The sequence below is a fragment of the Niallia endozanthoxylica genome (assembly GCF_008710145.1).
Classification (GTDB): domain Bacteria; phylum Bacillota; class Bacilli; order Bacillales; family Cytobacillaceae; genus Bacillus_BD; species Bacillus_BD endozanthoxylica.
In genome coordinates this window covers 95,079-116,458 of sequence record NZ_VYKL01000018.1, presented here as the reverse complement: position 1 = coordinate 116,458, position 21,380 = coordinate 95,079, and the positions used below count along the sequence as shown (strand labels likewise).

26 protein-coding genes are annotated in these 21,380 nt (G+C 39.4%); 22 read left to right on the top strand and 4 right to left on the bottom strand.

Going from position 1 to position 21,380, the window contains the following annotated elements; genetic code table 11:
• Positions 1 to 8: 8 nt before the first annotated feature.
• The 15 genes from cobK to F4V44_RS12090 all read left to right on the top strand — a co-directional run bounded on the left by cobK (position 9) and on the right by F4V44_RS12090 (position 14,125).
• On the top strand, positions 9 to 785 hold the full coding sequence (cobK, locus tag F4V44_RS12160) for a precorrin-6A reductase (protein ID WP_150440286.1): 777 nt from the start codon (positions 9 to 11) through the stop codon (positions 783 to 785).
• A complete protein-coding gene (locus F4V44_RS12155; protein WP_150440285.1) occupies positions 766 to 1,440 on the top strand; it encodes a precorrin-8X methylmutase in 675 nt (224 codons plus the stop codon). Before cobK ends, F4V44_RS12155 begins: the two co-directional genes overlap by 20 nt.
• Entirely contained in the window at positions 1,415 to 2,551 is a 1,137-nt protein-coding gene (locus tag F4V44_RS12150) for a cobalt-precorrin-5B (C(1))-methyltransferase (protein WP_150440284.1), read from the top strand. Before F4V44_RS12155 ends, F4V44_RS12150 begins: the two co-directional genes overlap by 26 nt.
• Positions 2,526 to 3,722 (top strand): precorrin-6y C5,15-methyltransferase (decarboxylating) subunit CbiE, encoded by a 1,197-nt coding sequence (gene cbiE, locus F4V44_RS12145; protein WP_150440414.1) that lies wholly within the window; start codon positions 2,526 to 2,528, stop codon positions 3,720 to 3,722. The genes F4V44_RS12150 and cbiE overlap by 26 nt, the downstream gene beginning before the upstream one ends.
• Positions 3,719 to 4,423: a precorrin-2 C(20)-methyltransferase gene (cobI, locus tag F4V44_RS12140; protein ID WP_150440283.1), complete on the top strand. Its 705-nt coding sequence runs from the start codon at positions 3,719 to 3,721 to the stop codon at positions 4,421 to 4,423. The genes cbiE and cobI overlap by 4 nt, the downstream gene beginning before the upstream one ends.
• Positions 4,423 to 5,205 (top strand): precorrin-4 C(11)-methyltransferase, encoded by a 783-nt coding sequence (cobM, locus tag F4V44_RS12135; RefSeq protein ID WP_150440282.1) that lies wholly within the window; start codon positions 4,423 to 4,425, stop codon positions 5,203 to 5,205. The genes cobI and cobM overlap by 1 nt, the downstream gene beginning before the upstream one ends.
• On the top strand, positions 5,198 to 6,334 hold the full coding sequence (locus F4V44_RS12130; RefSeq protein WP_150440281.1) for a cobalt-precorrin 5A hydrolase: 1,137 nt from the start codon (positions 5,198 to 5,200) through the stop codon (positions 6,332 to 6,334). Before cobM ends, F4V44_RS12130 begins: the two co-directional genes overlap by 8 nt.
• Complete coding sequence (locus tag F4V44_RS12125; protein ID WP_150440280.1) at positions 6,331 to 7,689, top strand: cobyrinate a,c-diamide synthase; 1,359 nt, start codon at positions 6,331 to 6,333, stop codon at positions 7,687 to 7,689. Before F4V44_RS12130 ends, F4V44_RS12125 begins: the two co-directional genes overlap by 4 nt.
• The gene (locus tag F4V44_RS12120) at positions 7,686 to 8,315 is read left to right on the top strand and encodes a precorrin-2 dehydrogenase/sirohydrochlorin ferrochelatase family protein (protein ID WP_150440279.1); all 630 of its coding nucleotides are present in this window, start codon (positions 7,686 to 7,688) and stop codon (positions 8,313 to 8,315) included. Before F4V44_RS12125 ends, F4V44_RS12120 begins: the two co-directional genes overlap by 4 nt.
• Entirely contained in the window at positions 8,312 to 9,073 is a 762-nt protein-coding gene (cobA, locus tag F4V44_RS12115; protein WP_150440278.1) for a uroporphyrinogen-III C-methyltransferase, read from the top strand. The genes F4V44_RS12120 and cobA overlap by 4 nt, the downstream gene beginning before the upstream one ends.
• A complete protein-coding gene (locus F4V44_RS12110) occupies positions 9,067 to 9,621 on the top strand; it encodes a nitroreductase family protein (RefSeq protein WP_150440277.1) in 555 nt (184 codons plus the stop codon). The genes cobA and F4V44_RS12110 overlap by 7 nt, the downstream gene beginning before the upstream one ends.
• Before the next feature lie 12 nt (positions 9,622 to 9,633).
• Positions 9,634 to 10,173, top strand: a complete 540-nt coding sequence (locus F4V44_RS12105) for a cob(I)yrinic acid a,c-diamide adenosyltransferase (protein ID WP_150440276.1) — start codon at positions 9,634 to 9,636, stop codon at positions 10,171 to 10,173.
• Positions 10,174 to 10,267: 94 nt separating this feature from the next.
• A complete protein-coding gene (locus F4V44_RS12100) occupies positions 10,268 to 11,107 on the top strand; it encodes a methyltransferase domain-containing protein (RefSeq protein WP_150440275.1) in 840 nt (279 codons plus the stop codon).
• Between the two features lie 102 nt (positions 11,108 to 11,209).
• Positions 11,210 to 12,409 (top strand): CbiX/SirB N-terminal domain-containing protein, encoded by a 1,200-nt coding sequence (locus tag F4V44_RS12095; RefSeq protein ID WP_150440274.1) that lies wholly within the window; start codon positions 11,210 to 11,212, stop codon positions 12,407 to 12,409.
• Between the two features lie 198 nt (positions 12,410 to 12,607).
• Complete coding sequence (locus tag F4V44_RS12090; RefSeq protein WP_150440273.1) at positions 12,608 to 14,125, top strand: cobyric acid synthase; 1,518 nt, start codon at positions 12,608 to 12,610, stop codon at positions 14,123 to 14,125.
• Between the two features lie 154 nt (positions 14,126 to 14,279).
• Here F4V44_RS12090 and F4V44_RS28380 read toward each other — a convergent pair whose 3' ends face one another.
• From F4V44_RS28380 to F4V44_RS12075, 3 genes are all read right to left on the bottom strand, one after another.
• On the bottom strand, positions 14,280 to 14,441 hold the full coding sequence (locus tag F4V44_RS28380; protein ID WP_150440413.1) for an Abi family protein: 162 nt from the start codon (positions 14,439 to 14,441) through the stop codon (positions 14,280 to 14,282).
• A 169-nt stretch (positions 14,442 to 14,610) separates the two neighbouring features.
• The gene (locus F4V44_RS12080) at positions 14,611 to 15,096 is read right to left on the bottom strand and encodes a C40 family peptidase (RefSeq protein ID WP_150440272.1); all 486 of its coding nucleotides are present in this window, start codon (positions 15,094 to 15,096) and stop codon (positions 14,611 to 14,613) included.
• Positions 15,097 to 15,316: 220 nt separating this feature from the next.
• Positions 15,317 to 15,895, bottom strand: a complete 579-nt coding sequence (locus F4V44_RS12075; RefSeq protein ID WP_191090647.1) for a DL-endopeptidase inhibitor IseA family protein — start codon at positions 15,893 to 15,895, stop codon at positions 15,317 to 15,319.
• Between the two features lie 272 nt (positions 15,896 to 16,167).
• On the opposite strand from F4V44_RS12075, the gene F4V44_RS12070 reads away from it, so the two are divergent.
• The 5 genes from F4V44_RS12070 to F4V44_RS12050 all read left to right on the top strand — a co-directional run bounded on the left by F4V44_RS12070 (position 16,168) and on the right by F4V44_RS12050 (position 19,257).
• Positions 16,168 to 16,851: an IS607 family transposase gene (locus tag F4V44_RS12070; RefSeq protein WP_150440270.1), complete on the top strand. Its 684-nt coding sequence runs from the start codon at positions 16,168 to 16,170 to the stop codon at positions 16,849 to 16,851.
• A gap of 74 nt (positions 16,852 to 16,925) precedes the next feature.
• Positions 16,926 to 17,282, top strand: a complete 357-nt coding sequence (locus tag F4V44_RS12065) for a hypothetical protein (protein ID WP_150440269.1) — start codon at positions 16,926 to 16,928, stop codon at positions 17,280 to 17,282.
• Positions 17,283 to 17,333: 51 nt separating this feature from the next.
• Positions 17,334 to 17,966 (top strand): hypothetical protein, encoded by a 633-nt coding sequence (locus F4V44_RS12060; protein ID WP_150440268.1) that lies wholly within the window; start codon positions 17,334 to 17,336, stop codon positions 17,964 to 17,966.
• Positions 17,967 to 18,077: 111 nt separating this feature from the next.
• Positions 18,078 to 18,356 carry a hypothetical protein gene (locus tag F4V44_RS12055; RefSeq protein ID WP_150440267.1) on the top strand — a complete coding sequence of 93 codons (279 nt, stop codon included), beginning with the start codon at positions 18,078 to 18,080 and terminating at the stop codon, positions 18,354 to 18,356.
• Positions 18,357 to 18,786: 430 nt separating this feature from the next.
• The gene (locus F4V44_RS12050; protein ID WP_191090646.1) at positions 18,787 to 19,257 is read left to right on the top strand and encodes a hypothetical protein; all 471 of its coding nucleotides are present in this window, start codon (positions 18,787 to 18,789) and stop codon (positions 19,255 to 19,257) included.
• Positions 19,258 to 19,398: 141 nt separating this feature from the next.
• Here F4V44_RS12050 and F4V44_RS12045 read toward each other — a convergent pair whose 3' ends face one another.
• Positions 19,399 to 19,581: a hypothetical protein gene (locus F4V44_RS12045; protein ID WP_150440265.1), complete on the bottom strand. Its 183-nt coding sequence runs from the start codon at positions 19,579 to 19,581 to the stop codon at positions 19,399 to 19,401.
• A gap of 244 nt (positions 19,582 to 19,825) precedes the next feature.
• On the opposite strand from F4V44_RS12045, the gene F4V44_RS12040 reads away from it, so the two are divergent.
• Both F4V44_RS12040 and F4V44_RS12035 read left to right on the top strand, forming a co-directional pair.
• Entirely contained in the window at positions 19,826 to 20,134 is a 309-nt protein-coding gene (locus F4V44_RS12040) for a PadR family transcriptional regulator (RefSeq protein ID WP_150440264.1), read from the top strand.
• A gap of 14 nt (positions 20,135 to 20,148) precedes the next feature.
• On the top strand, positions 20,149 to 21,342 hold the full coding sequence (locus F4V44_RS12035; RefSeq protein ID WP_150440263.1) for a chromate transporter: 1,194 nt from the start codon (positions 20,149 to 20,151) through the stop codon (positions 21,340 to 21,342).
• Positions 21,343 to 21,380: the final 38 nt, after the last annotated feature.

Below are 21,380 nucleotides of genomic sequence, written 5' to 3'. Positions count from 1 at the left end.
AGGAACCTATGATTTTATTTTTAGCAGGCACAAGTGATGCGAGAGCATTAGCCATTCAATTGCAAAGTCAAGGCTATCCTTTATTAGCAACAGTAGTCACAGAATCTGCAGCCGAAAGTTTAAAAGAACACCATATTCCTTATCAAGTGGGACGATTATCAGTTGATGATATGATGGCGCTTATTCAGAAGCAAAAGATGAATGGTGTCATTGATGCCAGCCATCCATATGCGGAAGAAGCGTCGAAAACCGCAATGGCAGCAGCACAAGCATGTGAGATTCCCTATATTCGTTATGAAAGGCCAGAAGAACAGTTTATTTCCCCACTAATTACAGAGGTTGAAAGTTATGAGGAGGCAGCTAAATTAGCTCAATCTCATAAAGGAACAATCATGCTGACAACGGGCAGCAAAACGTTAGAAATATTTACGAAATATTTAATGTGTGATGAAATTCGGCTTATATGCAGAATGCTTCCGAATATAGGGAACATGGAAAAGTGCCATAGGTTAGGGATTAAACAAAAGGACATCATTGCGATCCAGGGTCCCTTTTCGGAATCATTAAACAAAGCGCTATGCGAGCAATACAATGTAACTTTAATGATTACAAAAGAAAGCGGCAAAGTGGGATCTGTAGATGAAAAAATGACAGCTGCTCTGCAATTAGGGATTCCTGTCATTTTAATTAAGCGTCCAGCGATGGAATATCAAAATTTTTGTACTTCTTTCGAAGAAGTAAAACAATTATTGGGAGGTTTGATTCATGGCAAACATGAACTTTAATACAAAATTTATTCCTGTAACGGTAGATCCAGACAAGATTTATGATTACAGTTTCGCCATTATCAAAGAAGAGATGGGGGAGCATTCATTTACAGATGAGCAATGGCTGGTTGTTCGGCGGGTGATTCACGCTTCAGCAGATTTTGAGTTAGGCCGCAGCATGATTTTTACACCTGATGCTATTGAGGCAGGGATTCAATCCATATTAGCTGGCCGTCATGTAGTGGCGGATGTACAAATGATTGAAAGTGGTTCTGGCCGCAAGCGATTCCAAAAGCATGGAGGGGACTTGCATTGTTATATTGCAGATGAAGATGTCGCAAAGGAAGCAAAGGCTCAAGGAACAACCCGGGCTATTATTTCCATGCAAAAAGCAACGCGTTTACATGAAGGAGGAATTTATGCCATTGGCAATGCGCCAACCGCGCTGCTGGAGTTAATTCGTTTAATGAAAGAAGGGGAAGCAAAACCGGATTTAATTATTGGAATGCCCGTCGGATTTGTATCAGCAGCAGAGTCGAAAGCGGAGTTAGCGGTGCTGGAAGGAATTCCATTTATTACGAACGCAGGGAGAAAGGGTGGCAGTACCGTGACAGTCGCTGCACTTAATGCCATTTCGATTATGGCGGATGAACGAGCAAAAGAAACAAAATAAAAAAGACCCTTCACAAATGCGCCACGGCTACACAACGGGAGCCTGTGCAACAGCGATGACAAAGGCAGCATTGCAAGCTCTCGTTGTGGGAAAGGTACCAGATGAAGTCACGATTTATTTACCGGCTGGCCAGTATGCAACATTTAAAGTATCCGCATTTCACCTGTCAGAAGACGGGGTAATGTGCGAAACAATTAAAGATGCCGGGGACGATCCTGATGCTACACATAGAGCACGAATTCAGAGTACCGTTCGTTATTCAGAAGAAAAAGGCATTCATTTAGATGGCGGGATTGGTGTAGGGCGAGTGACAAAAGCGGGACTACCTGTACCAGTTGGTCAAGCAGCGATAAACCCCGTACCACGTAAAATGATATATGGGGTTGTACAAGAAGCAATTGAAAAATTTAAATTGGATTGTGGAATTAAAGTAATCATTTCTGTTCCGGATGGAGAAAAAATTGCTGAAAAAACATTGAATAAGCGGTTAGGCATTATCGGCGGAATTTCGATATTAGGTACACGGGGAACGGTGGTTCCATTTTCAAGTTCTGCTTATATGGCAAGTATCGTACAAGCGATTAATGTAGCAAAAGAATCCGGATGTGAGCATGTAGTCATTACAACGGGTGGACGCAGTGAAAAACATGCTATGCAGCAGTATCCTCATTTACCAGAAGAAGCATTTATAGAAATGGGCGATTTTGTTGGTTTTACATTAAAACATATTGCACGGAAGAAGATTCCGAGAGTCTCGTTAGTAGGGATGATGGGTAAGTTCTCAAAAGTTGCCCAGGGTATTATGATGGTTCACTCCAAAAGTGCACCTATTAGTTTAGAGTTTTTAGCAGGTATTTCCAATAAAGTAGGTGTTGATGAGGAGATACAGCGAGAAATTTTACAGGCGAATACAGCTTCACAGGTTGGAGAGATGCTTCAGGGAAACGAGGCATTCTTTACGGCACTTTGCAAGAACTGCTGCTACTATGCATTGAATCATATGAATACTGACATCAACGTATCGACAACCTTGTATACCATGAATGGAGATTGTTTAGGAAAGGCTGAGAATATTGACAAATTGGATGAAGATGATTGGTATAGGGGATAATGGCGCGGAAGGATTGCTCCCCCAATATACTGAGTGGATTAATGAATGTGATGTACTTGTAGGCGGGGAACGTCATTTACAATTTTTTTCAAAAATGAATAAAGAGAAAAAAATAATTAAAGGCGGTTTGTCAGCATTAACAGCTGAATTACAGCAAGAAACACGAAATGTCGTTATTTTAGTGTCCGGTGATCCACTGTTTTATGGACTTGGCAGTTTACTTGCGAAGAAGCTTCAGTTAGAGATTTATCCTTATACCAGTTCGGTACAGCTCGCTTTTTCTAAAATGCAGGAAAGCTGGCAGGATGCGTATATTATCAGCTTGCACGGCCGTTCCATAAAAGGGTTTGCACAAAGAATTGATGGGCGTAAAAAAATGGCTATTTTAACAGATGAAACGAATTCTCCGCAGGCAATTGCAAAATATTTAAAGCGATTCGGCATGACAGAATATGATGCCTTCGTTGCTGAAAATTTACAAGGTGAAAAGGAGCGGTGCCGCTATTTCACTTTGGACGAAATGGAGCAAACCTCCTTTTTTCCATTGAATGTTGTGATTTTGAAACAGCGTGAAGTAGTGGAACGTTCTTCTCTTGGAATCCCGGATGATGCATTTCTTCAGCGAAAGCCAGATAAAGGATTAATTACTAAAAGGGAAATTCGAACTCTTTGTCTGCAAGAGTTAGGGCTTAAGGAGAATAGCATTGTTTGGGATATAGGAACCTGCACAGGTTCGGTTGCGATTGAAGCAGCGAAAATAGCTCGGGAAGGTGCCGTTTATGCCATTGAAAAAAATGAAGGTGACCTTGAAAACTGCCTGGGAAATCAATTAAAACATCGTACAGATTTTGTTGCAGTGTTGGGGAAGGCACCCGACCGTCTAGATGAATTTCCAGATCCAAATGCGATTTTTATTGGTGGCAACGGTGGAAATATGGAGCATTTATTGCAATCATGTATTTCACGCTTAAAGCCACATGGACGCCTTGTTATGAATATTGCAACGATTGAAAATCTTGCAGAAGCGCTGCAGCATCTAAAATCATTAGGTTGTGAAGTATCCATATTACAGGCGCAAATTTCAAAAAGTAAACCAATCTTAAATTTAACGCGTTTTGAACCATTAAATCCAATCTATATTTTGACAACAAAGAAAGGAAAAGAATCATGAGAATAGGAACTTTATTCGGATTAGGTGTTGGGCCAGGAGATCCAGAATTAATCACAGTAAAAGCATTTCGCCGATTGCAGGAAAGTCCGGTCATTGCTTATCCCAAAAAATTAAAGGGGAGTAAATCTTATGCTCACCGTATTGTTGAAGTGTATATAAACCCGGCAGAAAAAGAAATGCTTGGTTTAGTATTCCCCATGACAAAAGATGAAGATACACTACGTGCGGAGTGGACAAAATCAGTAGAAGCTATTTATAGCTATTTAGTTCAAGGAAAAGATGTCGCTTTTGTAACTGAAGGGGATCCGATGCTGTTTAGCACATTTATACATTTAATGAACTTAATGAAATCGATGTACCCTGATGTTCCGATTGAAACGGTAGCAGGCATTTCGTCGTTTAATGGTTCTGCTAATCGCTTAGGGATTGCATTGGCTGACGGTGATGACCATGTCGCCATGATTCCTGCTACGGAGGATATGGAAGAAATGCGCCAAGTGATTGAAAACCACGATGCGATTGTCTTTATTAAAGTAGCAAAAGTTATAGACGTAATGCTCAATCTTTTGGAGGAAATGAATTTATTAGAAAAAGCACATGTCGTTACAAAAGTTACATCTGATGAAGAGGTAATTTGGAAAATCAATGAACTACGGGATGCAGAATTAAATTACTTGTCATGTATGGTGGTGCGCAAATAATGAGGAAAATGTGGATTATCGGAGCAGGTCCGGGCGATCCGGATTTAATCACGGTGAAAGGTTTAAAGCTATTAAAAGAAGCGGATGTTGTGATGTATACAGATTCACTCGTAAGCGAAACTTTGGTAGCGGAAGCGAAGGAGTCGGCAGAAATTATCCGTACAGCAGGGATGCATCTTCAGGAAATGGTGGATTGTATTGTCGAGCGTGTCAATGCAGGTAAAAAGGTTGTACGTTTACATACAGGCGACCCAGCAATGTACGGGGCAACGATGGAGCAAGTGGCGCTGCTGAAGACGCATGATATTAGCTATGAAGTTGTTCCAGGTGTAAGTTCTGTTTTTGCATCTGCAGCAGCGGTTGGTGCAGAGCTGACGATTCCTGATTTAACTCAAACACTCATTTTAACGAGAGCAGAAGGGCGTACACCTGTGCCAGAGCATGAAAAATTACAGGCGCTGGCAAGCCATCACTGTACGATAGCAATGTTTTTAAGTGCGACATTAACAAAGAAAATTACTAAAGAATTGCAGGCAGCAGGCTGGGCAGACGATACGCCAGTTGCTGTTGTGCAGCGTGCTTCGTGGCCTGACCAAAAAATTGTGCGGACAACACTGTCTGAATTAGATGAAGCAATGCGTGTCAATGGCATTCGTAAGCATGCGATGATTCTAGCTGGCTGGGCATTAAACCCGCATATTCATGAAAAAAATTATCGTTCGAAGCTTTATGACAAAACCTTTACTCATGGCTTCCGCAAAGGTGTGAAGGAGAATGATTAGTTTACGTGAAGGTGAAATTCCTAATATTGTAAAGCGCAAACCATATGCCCTCGTTGCCATAACGAAACATGGGGTGGCACATGCAAGAAGCTACACTGAAAAATTCCCCTATGCGGACCTATATTATATGAAGAAATTCGAGCAGGGTGACGAAGAGGCCCGTCAGATTCAGTTATTTGATGGTACGGTTCGCCTATTATTACCCGCTTTGTTCCAGCAGTATAAAGGAATCATTTGCATCATTTCTCTAGGTGCTGTTGTTCGTATGATTGCTCCGCTTTTGATTGATAAAAAGAAAGATCCTGCAGTGTTAGTAGTAGATGATAAAGGCCAATATGTCGTCAGCGTTTTATCAGGTCATATTGGCGGTGCCAATGCCTTAACCCATGAATTTGCAAAAGCAATTGGTGCTGTCCCAGTTGTAACAACAGCTTCAGATGTGCAAAAAACGATTCCCGTCGATTTATTTGGCGCCCAATTTGGGTGGATGTGGGATAGTGAAGAAAAATTAACACCTGTTAGTGCATCGGTTGTCAATGAAGAGCATGTTGCGATCGTGCAGGAAACGGGTGAAAAAAATTGGTGGATGTACGATCGCTCAATGCCTGACCATTTAAAAGTTTATCCAACGATAGATGAAGCGATTATGGCAAAGCCACAAGCAGCACTGCTTATTACAGATCGTTTAATTGAGGCACATGAAGAGATGCTGCTCGAGAACGGAGTTATATATCGTCCAAAATCAATTGTACTTGGCATTGGCTGTAATCGTGGGACGACAATGGCAGAAATTGAACAAGTCATAGATGAAACATTAGCTGAGCTGTGTTTAAGTAAAAAAAGTGTCAAAGCTGTTGCGACCATCGACTTAAAGAAAAACGAAAAAGGCCTGCTTGAATTAACTGCCAAACATAACTGGTCGTTTGTAACTTATACACCTGACCAGCTAAATGAAATACCGATGCAAAACCCATCGGAAACAGTCTTTAAATATACAGGTGCATATGGAGTCAGTGAGCCGGCCGCATTGCGTTATGCAAATGCAAAAGCGTTACTGCTGGAGAAAAAGAAAAGCGGAAATGTGACTATATCCATTGCACGTGTCAACTTTGAGGAGGAAGCACGATGAATCGATTTGTTCTAGCCGGCACAGGAAGCGGTGTTGGAAAAACAACATTCACAATCGGCATTATGCGCACGCTTATGAAGCGCGGATTAACAGTCCAGGGTTTTAAATGCGGTCCGGACTATATTGACCCAACGTATCATACAGCTGTCACAAAACGCCCTTCTCGTAATATTGATAGTTTCATGATGTCCCATGATACAGTCCGTGCTATTGTCGCAAGAACGAGCCAAGATGCAGATGCAGCTATTATTGAAGGGGTGATGGGCTTTTATGATGGTAAATCTCCATTATCAAATGAAGGATCTGCTGCTCATATTAGTGAGATTACCAAAAGTCCCGTCATTTTAATTGTCAATGCAGCAAGTATGGCAAGAAGTGCAGCTGCGATTGTTAAAGGATTTCAAATGTTAGATGAAAACTCCACTATTGTTGGCGTTATTGCCAATCAATTAGGAAGTAAAAGCCATTTTGAAATGATCAAAGCAGCCATTGAACAAGAATGTGGAATTCCCGTCATTGGCTATCTGCCAAAAGGAGCCGTACCTTTGATGCCAAGCCGTCATCTGGGTTTAGTACCAGCCATTGAACGTGGTGATTTAGATTCCTATTTTGATAGTCTTGCAGAAGCTATCGAAGAAACAGTGGATATTGAACAACTTCTGGAAATGACAAAAACACAATCATTGGACGTTTCTGAATCTATCTTTGATGCACAGCCGCAAAGACAAGAAGTACATATTGCAGTCGCAAAGGATGCTGCCTTCAACTTCTATTATGAAGAAAATCTAGAATTACTCCGTACGTATGGTGCCACGTTGCATTACTTCTCTCCCTTACAAAATGAGGAAGTTCCAGAGAAAGCAGAGGGGCTGTATATCGGCGGCGGTTTTCCGGAAGAGTTTGCAGAAAGCTTAGCGAAAAATGAAGAAACGAAGCAATCCATAAGAGCAGCGCTTGAGCGGGGCGTGCCAACATTAGCAGAATGCGGCGGTTTCATGTATTTAACAGAGGAAATTGTCAATCGTCAAGGGCAGGTCTTCCCGATGCTCGGGATCATTCCGGGACGTGTGCGGATGCAAGATAAATTAGCGGCACTTGGATACCGGGAAATTACAGGTGTTCCAGGCAACTTTCTAATCAATGAAGAGGAGCAGGCAAAAGGGCATGAGTTCCATTACTCAACGTATGAGGGGGAGCATACATCACCTGCTTATTTTAGTAAAGGCCGTTTTCGTGCTCAGCAAGAAGGTTATCTACATAAAAATATTGTTGCTGGTTATACACACTTTCACTTTGCGTCGAACCCACAGCTTGTGAAAAATTGGCTGACAGCATGTTTGGAGGATAAACAATGAAATATTTCCCATTATTAATGAATATTGACTATAAAAAGGTTGTTATTGTTGGGGGCGGACATGTAGCTCGTCAAAAAGTAGAAGCGCTGCTGCCAACAAAGGCACTAGTGACAGTAATAAGCCCAGCTGTAACTGAAAAATTGCAGCACTACATCAATGAAGGGCTTGTGACATGGAAAGAAAAAACATTTGTACCTGCTGATTTAGATGATGCAGCACTGATTTTCGCGGCTACAAATGACGAAGAAGTAAATAATGCTGTGGAAGAAGCGGCACAGCATTGGCAATTACTCAGCCGTGCGGATGCAAAAGGGCGAGTGGATTTCATCAATCCAGCAGTTGTTCGACGTGGTGATTTCGTATTGACTGTATCGACGTCTGGAGCAAATCCAGGTCTGACACGTCAAGTAAAGACGGATTTAGAAGAGCAATTTGGAGTACAATACGCGCAGTATGTTTCATTTTTAAAGGAAGCACGTCAGCGGATTTTACAAGAGTTTACGGGTGATGAGAAAAAACAGCTATTAGCAGCGCTTCTGGAACCACAGTTATTACAATGGATGGAACAAGGTGAAAAACAAAAATGTGAAGAGTGGCTGCTTAAGCGTATAGGAGAAAAACAGTGAGCGGATTTGTATATATTGTAGGAGCTGGTCCTGGTGACCCAAAACTATTGACCATTCGTGGACTAGAGTGCATTCAACTAGCAGATGTGATTTTATATGACCGACTAGTGAATGCTGAATTATTAAAACATGCGAAAGCAGATGCCGAACGGATTTATTGTGGAAAAGAACCAGGCAGGCATGGAATGATTCAGAATGAAATTCATCGTGTGCTAGTGGAACAAGCCAATCTTGGCAAGCAGGTTCTCCGCTTAAAAGGCGGTGACCCGTTTGTCTTTGGACGTGGTGCCGAGGAAGCTACGATTTTGCGGCAAGCCAATATTCCATTTGAAATCGTACCTGGTATTACAGCGGGGATTGCCGCGCCTGCTTATGCTGGGATTCCAGTGACACATCGTGATCATGCTACAAGCTTTGCAATCGTTACAGGTCATGGCCGCCCGGAAAAGGAGCAGGACTTTTTAAATTGGTCCGCGCTTGCTCAAATTGATACGGTGGCCTTTTATATGAGCATAGGCAATATCGCGCATATATCGAAAAGCTTAATAACCTATGGCAAAAGTGAAACCACTCCTGTTGCCGTTATTGAATGGGGCACAACCAAAAATCAGCGTACCATTACAGGCAATCTCTCCACGATTGCCCAAGATATTCAAATCCATCGTATGTCAAATCCATCCATGATTTTAGTTGGCAATGTGGTTAGTGTTAGGGATCAAATGGCCTGGTTTATAGAAAAGGAGCAGGAATTATGTTAGATGCATTAAAAAAGCGCCGTGCGATTCGTCAATTTGAAACGCGTGAAGTGGAACGTGACAAAATTGAGACATTATTAGAAGCTGCAACATTTGCACCAAATGACCGAATGCGTGAGCCCTGGCATTTCTATGTATTACAGGGAGACAGCTTAAAACGTTATGGGCAGGTGGCGCTTGATTATTTACAAAAACGTTTTCCAACAAAACCACATTTAGTGGAAAGCTCAATGGAAGCCATAGCAAAAACACCACTTGTCATTGTGGTGACATCTGCGATTGTCGATGGAGATGAAGGGGCAACTAAAGATAATACCTTTGCAGTCAGCTGTGCAATTATGTCGATGTGGTTAATGGCCGAACAGCTGGGTTTAGGCATGGTATGGCGTACACGTGGTGTCGGTTTAGTGCATGATACAGCATTACATGATTTTATTGGTGCAACGGATGGGGAGCAATTAGTAGGGACCTTATGCATTGGGTACCCTGCAGAAGAAATTACGTCTGCGAAAAAACGTACACCATTTGCAGAAAAAACAACTTGGCTATAGGGAGGTTTGTACATGACACGACAGGGGATGCTGTTAGTTTATACAGGAGAAGGCAAAGGAAAAACAACTGCTTCACTTGGTGTGGCATTACGTGCAATTGGCCGCGGCATGAAGGTGAAATACTTTCAATTTATTAAATCACCTGAACGTACATATGGTGAACAATTGGCGCTAAGGAAGCTTGGTGTTGAAACCGTGCAATTAGGTATCGGTTTTACATGGACAAAAACACCGGAGGCGCATCGCGAAGCACTTGCTAAAGCCTGGCAGACTATAAAAGAAGAGTTAAATGATGAAACAACAGATGTTTTAGTACTGGATGAGTTGAATAATGCGTTAGCCATCACACGTTTTCCAATCGATGATGTATTGCCCTTACAAGAGGTGTTAGCGGCCATACAAAACCGTCCCAAAACGATGCACCTTGTCATCACAGGCCGTTCTGCACATCCATCTCTACTCGCTTTAGCTGATCTAGTGTCAACGATTGATGCCACAAAACATTATTATGCTGATCAGGATGTCAAAGCGATGAAGGGGCTTGAGTTTTAAACACCAAGGACGCCATGGTTAAATCACAAACTGGCGTCCCATTTACCAGAGAAGAATTGTCCATTTATTATGTCGAGATTGAGGAGAAAATTCAATGATAAAAGGATCCCCTCTACACTTTGATTTTGAAAAGCTGTGGAAAGTAGGAATGTTAGACTGGCATGGCAAGATGCCAGAACGAATGATTGATGATGAGCTGGAAGAAGCTTTTTGGGCTCAGTCCATGAAGAAAAAAACATACAAGCAAACCGATGACTATGCAAAAAAAATGTACGAAAAAATGAAACAGCATATTCCGCAACATTCAACTTGTATTGAAATGGGTCCGGGATGGGGCAACTATACCTTCCAACTCCGTCAAGATGTCACAAGTTTAACGTTGGTTGATGGTTCTGGAAGTGTGCTAGATTATTTAAAACCATACTTTAACAACGATGCAAATGTTCAGTTCGTTCATAGCAAATGGGAAGAAGCGCAAATAGCGCAGCATGATGTTGTTGTTGGGGTGAATTGCTTTTATCGTATGTATGAAATGAATGCGGCGCTGAAAAAAATAAACAGGCTTGCCAAAAAGCGAGCCATCATTGGCTTAACAACAGGACCTATTCAGCCGCATTACGTTATTTTAGATGAGCAGTTTGGCTATGACATTAAATATCCGCGCCGAGATTATATTACCATCGTTAATATGCTTTACCAGTTAGGTATTTATGCAGATTGTGAAATGCTTAAGCTAGAGCGTGAGTTTCGTTATGATACATTACAGCAATTATATGAAGCACAAAGTAAAAAAATCTTATCACCCCGGTTTGATATAGCACATGTGAAAGCATCACTCGAACGTTTTATTGCTATGGAGGATGGCCAGTATGTGTACCGTCATCCATTCTATGCTGCAATCATTACTTGGGAGCCGGCGAAGTTACCTGGCTAATTTTCATTTTAACCTTACTAATACGGGCTTTAATCGGGGTACTGTTGATATAACAAAGAGATATAGAGGATACAAGATGATGGAAGAGGGGGAGGTTACTTTATGACAACATGGAATCTAATGCAAATGCAGCGTCACCTGCTCATTTGTAATGGGGCCACCTGTATGGGAGCAGGAGCTGAAGAGGTCACGCAGCAAATTCGTGATGAAATCCGTAAAAACCGTTTGGATGAGCATATTCATACATCGCGTACACGCTGTAACGGCCGCTGTAAAGATAAATGCGTCGTAATTGATTATCCAAAAGGAACATGGTATTCGGTTCAACAGGAAGAAACCGCACGCAATCTTGTTCATGAAGCAGTTGAACAAGATGCAATTATTTATTCAATGGAGCACGGTGTGCGGAAACGCAGCGAAGACCGCATAAAAGGAATTGAAAAATACAAGAAAGGGAATGGACCGATGAAAAAGGCTGTATTATTTGTTGGACATGGCAGTAGGCTAGAGGCAGGGAATATAGAAGTTCGCGAATTTGTCGGGCAGATGAAAGAATACATTGATCCAGCCCTTTTAGTAGAAACATGCTTTTTAGAATTTGCATCACCAACTATTGAAGATGGGATTCAGTTGTGTATTGAAAAAGGTGCGGATGAAATACATGTCATTCCAATCATTTTATTACATGCAGGGCACTCTAAACTGCACATTCCTGCAGAAATTGAACATGCTAAAGAGCATTTCCCAGATGTTCAATTTACTTATGGCGAAACGATAGGTGTTCATGAGGAAGTTTTTGAAATTTTAAAAACAAGACTTATGGAAGCAGGTTTTGATGTGAATCAGAAGCATGAGGAAACGGCCATTTTATTAATTGGACGAGGCGGCAGCGATCCATATGCTAATGGTGATTTTTATAAAATTAGCAGATTATTGTGGGAGAAATTAAATGTGCCTATTGTTGAAAGTGCCTTTATGGGGGTAACGACGCCAACGGTGCAGGATGGGATGGAACGGTGCATTAAATTAGGCGCAAAAAAAATTATCATGCTGCCGTATTTTTTATTTACGGGAGTTTTAATGGAAAGAATGAATAAAATGGCCGAACAATTTAAAGAGTCTTATCCGCATATATCAATTGATATTGCTCAGTATTTTGGCTATCATCCAAAGTTACGAACGGTACTCTTAGAACGTATGAATCAGGCCTTAAACGGCACTTCGACTGGAATGCAAGATTTAGAAAATTTCCGTAAATACGCGGAAGAACATGGGTATGAACATCATCATCACCATAATTAGAGGATAGACAACCGGATTTTGTTTATAGTCCGGTTTTTCTTAGTAGTATGTTTTTTGTTGTCCAAGAAGAGTGCGAGTGACATATGGTAACGGGTTCCATCAACCTAGTTGTGATTCATGACAATACATTTCAGAGGAGTCAATGGTGCTTTAGGTTGGTCGGAAATTAAATCAAGAAATGTAAGGAGTACAAAGAAGATGGCTAAGACTCTTAAATTGATGTTTCAAGGTACCAATTCGGATGTCGGCAAAAGTGTCGTCGTGACGGCTTTTTGCCGTATATTCGCCCAGGACGGATATAAAACGGTTCCTTTTAAGTCACAAAATATGGCGTTAAACTCTTATATTACAGTGGATGGAAAAGAGATAGGAAGAGCACAGGGAGTCCAAGCCGAAGCGGCAGGGATTCAGGCGACAACTGATATGAATCCGATTCTGCTCAAGCCGAATCGAGATAACCAATCCCAAATTGTAGTCCATGGAAAACCGTATAAAAATATGGAGGCCAGTGCGTATCGCAAGGAATTCTTTCAAACGGGTATTGAGCTTATTAAAAACTCGCTTGCTGTTCTATCAGAAAAGTACGAACGGATTGTCATTGAAGGGGCGGGCAGTCCTGCCGAGATTAATCTGAATGACAGGGAAATGGTCAATATGCGGGTTGCAAGAATGGCTGACGCCCCTGTGATTTTAATTGGGGATATCGAAAAAGGTGGAGTTTTTGCCAGTTTAGTAGGAACCCTTCAGCTCATGGATCCTAATGACCGTGATCGAATCATCGGTGTCATCATCAATAAATTCCGCGGTGATATACGGCTTTTGGAATCTGGATTAACATGGTTTGAGGAATATACAGGAAAACTGGTTCTGGGAGTGATTCCCTATTTGGAAAATTTAAACATTGATGCCGAGGATTCCGTGAGATTAAATCAATATACATCGGTCCGAAATACCGCAAAAGAACTTGATATTGCGGTGATTCAGTATCCGAAAATCTCCAATTTTACTGATATCGATCCCTTTTTTACCGAACCTGATTGCCATGTCCGGTTTATTACAAGAGCAGACCAATTACACAGCCCAGATTTAGTGATTCTTCCTGGGAGCAAGAATACGATTGAGGATTTGCTGTTTTTAAGAAAAAGTGGTATCGCCGAGAAAATCGTGGAATTGCAGCAAAAGAACGAATCTCTTCTATTTGGAATCTGCGGCGGCTATCAAATGCTTGGTGAAAAAATCGAGGATCCGTTTGCCATTGAGTCCCTTCACCAAGAAATCAAAGGTCTCCGCTTACTGCCCATCAGGACGATCATTACAAAAGACAAGACGACCGTGTCATCAAACGGACTCTTACACTTTAACTGCAAACATTTCAACGTGTCAGGTTATGAGATTCATATGGGAGAAACGTGGACGACCCGAGAATCTCGGGGACTAATTGATACACAAAGCCGATTAGATGGCTGTAAAACCGCAGATGAAAGAATCATTGGTACTTACTTTCATGGGATTTTTCATAATGATGAATTTCGTAAGGAGCTGCTGAATCAGATTCGTCAAAGAAAAGGATTGGAGCCGATTCATCAGCGTGTCTCCTTCAACCAATTGCGTGAAGAAGCATTTGATCTGTTAGCGGATCATGTAAGGTCGCACGTAAAGCTTGATTTGATTGAACAAAAAATGAAGGAATTCCCAAAAAGAGGCATCAGCCAATGAACGGTGTTCAAACAGTTATCAGCTCCTTGTTGGTTGAACACCGGATGAAATAAGAACTTTCACAATAAGAATAGGTAATGGAACATTTGGAGAACTTGTTCAAGGGATAAAACTTCACTAGAATTAACAAGTGTGAATTCAAAGGTGAAAGCAATTAAAACTGGAGAAATTTACATTTTTTAAAAGTTCTTTCTAATTTGATGGAAATCCAATATGGGAAAAGTCTATATAGCTTGGAAAGATCTTCAAAAGATGTAACTTCAATTACCGCCCATATTGGAATGACTCCATCGTATTTTTTAAAATGGTGTTGAATAAACTATCCTTTTTCCCTAATTGTGGAATTTATTTCAAAAAGCTAGGTAATTTTAAGTGTTTTATTTGATAACCTGATGAAAAATACTTAAATATCAATAATTTACAATGAGTGGATAAATCCTATAGTTAATGTAGGAAAAAAGTAAATTAACTGATCTGGATGTTTTTTATTCCTTTAATATACGTTTTGCTCCTACATAACGGTCTTTCCAATACTTGGTATTAAGTGATTGATATTTCACTCCTTTTGACGTTGCAGCCAGAAAGTTGCCATTCCCGTCGTAAATACCCACGAAGGAGATACCTTTACCATCCGTATTAAAAAAGACTAAATCTCCTTGCTTTAGTTGTGACTTTTCCACAGATTTACCTAATTGATATTGACCTTTCGATGAATGTGGCAAATTCATTTTTGCGGCAGAAGTTTTGAAAATATACTGCGTATATCCTGACGCATCGAATCCTGCTTTAGGAGTATTACCAGCCCACTTAAATTTTGTTCCAATATAGCGTTTTCCTACTTCTACTACTTCCTGCCCCCAAGAAACAGATGCTTCCGCTTTCAATAAAGGGGTAAATAGAAGAGCAAACCCCAGAATGACAGAAGAAAGAATCAACAAAAGGTTTTTTGGTAATCTGATAGACATTGACATTCAAATTCCTCCATTATCAATTGTTTAGTTTCATCACATATTCATAGAAGTGTTTGGATTTACAGGTTTTCAGCTTATGAACCGTTCTTTTTGCATTTATTATTTTTATCACATCGATAATTCCCCCTTTACAGCTCTTAAAACCATAACTATCTATTTTGGTTGTAAATGCGCAACCGTACCAGTACCGGTAATCATACATTCCATGTCTCCTATGTTTTCAATTAACTAGGGTAGGAGCTTTACTAATTTTCCAGCCTTTCCTTTCATCAAATCGGAACGAAACAAGATATTCATCATGCTGTCCTGTATCTCCAATAGGAACCGTTAACGTATAGATTCTTTCATTCCCGGTAGTAGAGTCATAGACTGCGACCGCATGATTCCATTGAAGGAGAGAGCCGCCGTCTGCTTCTAACTGGGCTAATTTTCCTTTATGAACAATGATTCCTTTATTCCTGATGTACTGTTCAGCATAATCTGTTGTTAAACTCGTTTTTAAATAACCAATCAGTTCCTTTTTTGTGTCGATTTCCTTTGATAGGTAACGATAGGTTTGTTTCTTATATATAAATGTTTTATACTCACCTTCCTTGTAATCTCCGCCCCCTGAAATATAACTATCCAGCATCATCCACTCGGAAACATTTTTTACTACCAGCTCATCGGTTATATAATCTTGCATTTGGACCATTTCCACATGAGGTGCATCGCTACTATGGGCAAATCCTTCTTCTGTTTGTAAAAAAGCACTTCCGAAAATCAATGCTGCTATGCCAGTCATTACAATTTTTTTCACCTTTGTTGCCCCCCAATTGTTTTGTGTGATTTGATATGATTTCATCATATTCCTTTTCGAGCATTAAGAAGTTACAAAATGGTAAACAAAAGGTTGAAAGAAGGTAACAGTTTTGCAGCCTCTAATATTCGTTCAAAATAAGGAAAAAATTCACTTTTAAGTTTTTCATCTTGTTCAAAAGGGTCAACAACAGTTATTTAAATAAATATAAATAAAGTAATATAAATGGATATAAGTTAACAGTCTGCTTTTTGATTTGGTATGGTATATTCATGGATAAATTATTATTAATGAAGGAAGCAACAAAATTGTTAGGTTTTACAACAAAAACTATTCAACGTTGGGATAACGAAGGGAAAATAAGAATTATACGAACACCTGGTGGACGCAGAAGAATACCTTTGAGCGAAGTCGAAAGATTAATGGGAAAAGATAAGACTTCAAATGTTTCAAATAGAAAAATAACAATATATGCAAGAGTTTCTTCCTCTGAACAAAAACAAAAAGGAGATTTGGAAAGGCAAGTCAATTTTTTAAAGGAAAAAGTAGAATCTAATTTTTCAACAACTGAGGTTATTACTGATGTCGGTTCCGGATTAAACGATAAACGAAAAGGTTTACTAAAGTTAATGGAATTAGCAAAAAATCAAGAAATAACCGATATAGCTATTCGTTATAAAGACCGTTTAACCCGTTTTGGTTATGGTTATTTAGAAGAATACTTCGACAGTCATCATGTAACGATCCATGTATTCGATGACGACAAAACGAATAAAACAGTTCAAGAAGAATTAGCCGACGATTTGATTAGTATTATTTCTAGTTTTTCTGGAAAGTTGTATGGTTTAAGCAGTAAAAAACATCAGGAATTAAAAAAAACATTTGAGGAGACGATTGTGGATGTTCAAAACTTATCAAACGAAAATAAAGAACGAACCAATCGTTCTTTCAAATGATAATATGATCCCTGTTTATGAATATTTTCAAGATTATGCACGCGAATTCGGGAAACTGGAACGGAAACTTTTTGTTGATTTATATGTGGGTAAAAAAAACATCAAATCCATTAAAAAAGTTATATTGTGCTGCATACAATCTTACTTCTAGACAATACAACAGCATCAAAAAACAATTGGACGGACGCGTTTCCTCTGTACAGGAATTAAATCTCCTTCATATAGAGAATTTAAAGGGGAGAATAGAAAAAACAGAATCTACTATCAATCGAAAATGGGAACAAAAAGAAAAACAACATCAATCTTTAATAAAGATGAAAGGCAATGAAAGAAACTTTTTTAAAAAGGTAGATAGATATCGCAAATTACGACAACATATTCACCAGAAGAAAAGGAAATTGCATTCTTTAAAGTTAAAATTAGAAAAATGAAACAAAGATATAGAAAACAAAGTTGTTCGTTTATGTTTTGGTTCCAAAGATTTGTTTCATAAACAATTTCATTTAGAAGAAAACAAATTATCTTTTAAAGAATGGAAAAAAGAATGGCAAAATGCAAGAAGTGCTCAATTTACTTTTGTGGGTTCTAAAGATGAAACATTTGGAAATCAAACTTGTACATATGATTTGGAAAACAATATCCGTATTCGAGTTAATACAAAAGAGGAAGAAGTTTACGGAAAACATATCGTTCTACCTAACGTGACGTTTCCTTATGGTCAAGAACAAATTGATAAAGCAAAAGTTCCAACGGTTGGTTATACAAAAGGAAAAGGAAGCAAAGTCAATTATTATCGAGCTTTGACATGTAAATTCATTCGAAATAATAACCAATGGTATTTGAATACGACAGTGGATGTAGATGCTTCCGAGATAAAAACAATACAAGGAAGTGGATATATTGGAATAGACTTCAATGTAAACCTCCTAGCTGTTACAGAAGTGGACCGTTTCGGAAATTATCTTCACTCCTTTCAAGTTCCTTTCCATGCATACCATGTATCAAGTGAACAAGCGGAGCAAAGTTTGAGTCAAGCTTTGAAAGTAGTTATGGAGTATGCATTGAAGAAACAAAAGCCTATTTCTTATGAAAATTTAGATTTTCATAAGAAATAGAAGCAACTAAAAGAAATGTCTACTAAACAAGCCCATTTATTAAGTGGTTTTGCTTATTCTTCTTATAAGAGAATATTGAAAAGCAAATGTGCGATGGCAGGAGTCCAAGCAATGAAAATTAACCCTGCGTACACAAGCCAAATCGGACATCATAAATTCATGAAAAAACATGGAATTAGTTCCCATGAAAGCGCAGCGATGGTTATTGCGAGAAAAGCAATGAAATTTAATAAAATAGAAAAAGTTCCTGTTAAAAATATTCTTCAAAACAAGGATAAAGTTCTTTTGAAAAAGCGTTTTGAACAGTGGAAAGAACTAACAAAACAATGGAAAACTTACACTTTTGGTCAAAAAAATTATCTTTTGTATAAAGTCTTTAATATTAAATGATCATTTATTATTTTGAATAAGTTGCTTTACGATGGCAATGCCACATTGAACCTGTAAGGAAGAAAATGTGCTCATGAAATCGTAGCTTTTGGCAACATTGGATTTAAAACTAGCTGGTATTAGATTACCCATCAGGGCGGTAGAACCGGTCCTCAAAAGTGATAAAATTTATTTTGTCATGAATGTGTGATGTATCTTTAAACCTTTGATGTAGAAGTGGGAACCTTCTCATGCGAATCGTAAGGGGGACACCGTTCTTGCTCTTACCTCTATGTCTGCTTATGTATACATAGTTTCGAACGGTTTAGTTGTACGAAAAAAAGAAAAAATACATTGCTTAAAATTGTAAAAAACAGGATATTTTTTTGCGCATTATCTAAATTTTCATTCTATGTATTAAACATTTAAAGAACAAGAAATGGTCATTTGTATGCAACTAAGGAGGGCTATTCTTTGGCTAAGATATTTCAAACCAACAGACGGCAGCTCCATGAGTAAAATGGAGTGGGTAACCGTTGAAGGTGAGACTGCACAGGAGGAAGCTGTCACGGTTGATCATAGCTTGGAGAAAACAATTGAAGGAATGAGTGTAGCGTTATCTTTTGAACCAGGTATAGAGGCTGAGAAGGAGCTTACGATGAAATTCACCTTAACAGAGGGGGACACGAAAGAACCAATTTCTGACCTTGAACCCTATCTTGGATCGATAGGTCATGTAGTCGTTTTATCTGAAGATGGTGAACGATATTTACATGTCCACGCCTTGGAAAATCAGGGAAGCGGACCTGAAGCACTTTTCGAAACAGAATTTCCGGAAAGTGGAATATACAAGGTTTGGGCCCAATTCAAAAGAAATGATGGTAAAGTTGTTACAGTGCCTTATGTGGTTGAAGTTCCTTGAGACACCGTTTGAGACGTGAGACGAGGGGGTAAGTATCTTGATTCCATTAATAACCACTTTGGTACACAGAATAAACTGAACAGGCAATCAAAAAGCATGGATGAGTTTCCTTTCATCAAGGAAACTCATCCACGCCTCATTCTAGATAAGAGGCTTGCCTGCATCTGGCGAAAGATTTGGGTCGCCGCCTCCAATAATAATCGCACCGTCTGGCTGCTGGTCATTTTCAGCAACATTACTTATGTCCTTGCGATTCGCTTTCCCAGTTAAATCCCGCTTTAAGTCATGTTGAAATTCCTGTGGAGTATGGTTATCCTTGTTCATTCTGCCACCACCTTTTTAGTGCTAGTGTGTGTTTATTGTAATCATTTATGCAAGTTTTAAGGACTTCGATAAGAATGAGGAAAAACAACCTGTTACGTAAATAATTTAAAAGGGATAGAGAAGTTCAAAATGTAAAGATTATGTAAATGTTATTCTTTCACTCTGGTTATCATAATATGTATAATGTTATACTTCTGATATCGAAAACCGATATCGAAGTTCAATATTATTTGGAGGTGAAAACTTGGAAGAAAAGGTTCTTCGGAAATTATTTCTTGGTTTCATTCAAATACACATTTTACATCATGCAAAGGAACATCCTATTTTTGGTGTTTGGATGCTTGAGGAACTGAAAGAACATGGCTATAACATCAGTTCAGGCACCCTCTATCCCATTCTTCACTCGATGGAGTCTGATGGGCTCCTTATTAAAGAAGAAAGGAATGTAGAGGGGAAAATTCGAAAGTATTATTCAACCACAGAAAAAGGAAATAAGGTTCTGAATGAAGCAAGGAATAAGGCATATGAACTTTTTAAAGAAATTAAAGAGTAGGAAAGGGAGATATAATGAAGAACAACAAGGAGAAACGAGGTTTTAAGTCTCTTCTAGAGATTCTTATGGTTTCAACTAGGCTGGGACTAACATCTTTTGGGGGACCCATTGCACATCTTGGCTACTTTCATAATGAATATGTTCGTAGAAGAAAGTGGATGGATGAAAAAAGTTATGCTGATTTAGTCGCTCTATGTCAATTCTTGCCTGGTCCGGCCAGCAGTCAAGTAGGAATTGGGATTGGAGTGGTGCGAGGAGGTATTTTAGGAGGTATTGTTTCTTTTATTGGATTTACCCTTCCCTCTGTTATTGCACTGATTATTTTTGCACTCATTCTCCAAGGAATGGATGTGGGAAATGCGGGCTGGATTCATGGTTTAAAAATGGTCGCAGTGGCCGTTGTCGCACATGCTATATTGGGGATGGCGAAAAATCTAACTCCTGATTTAAAAAGAAAAGCCATTGCTTTATTTGCATTAGTTGGAACGCTTATGTGGCAGACCGCATTTACTCAAGTTGGCATAATCATCCTATCTGCCTTCATTGGCTTTCTTCTTTATAGACAACATACTGAAAATAATGATGCAAAAATACAATTTCCAATATCTAAAAAGTTCGCGGCTATTTGTTTAATTTTATTTTTTAGCTTATTGTTTCTTTTGCCTATTTTGAGAGAGGTCACTTCTTTACATTGGATTGCCCTGTTTGACAGTTTTTATCGTTCGGGTTCTTTAGTTTTTGGTGGTGGACATGTGGTTTTACCATTGCTTGAACGGGAATTTGTCCCTACTGGATGGCTGAGCAAAGACGAGTTTTTAGCTGGATACGGTGCGGCCCAAGCTGTTCCTGGTCCTTTATTTACATTTGCTGCATACCTTGGAGCGGTTATGAATGGATGGGCAGGTGGAATACTCGCAACCATTGCTATTTTCTTGCCAGCCTTCTTGCTTATCCTAGGTACTTTACCATTTTGGGATTCATTGCGTCGCAACCCGAAAATAAAAGGGGCGTTAATGGGAGTAAATGCTGCAGTTGTTGGGATTTTAATTGCCGCATTTTATCAACCTATATGGACCAGCTCCATCCTTTCTCCGATTGATTTTGCATTCGCAGCTATTCTTTTTAGTATGTTAGTATATTGGAAGCTGCCACCATGGGTTGTCGTTGTGACAGGAGCAATCGGCGGGTCCCTTATGACATTAGTTTAAAGAAAAAAGGCCTTCACGTGTGGAGGCCTTTTTTCCTT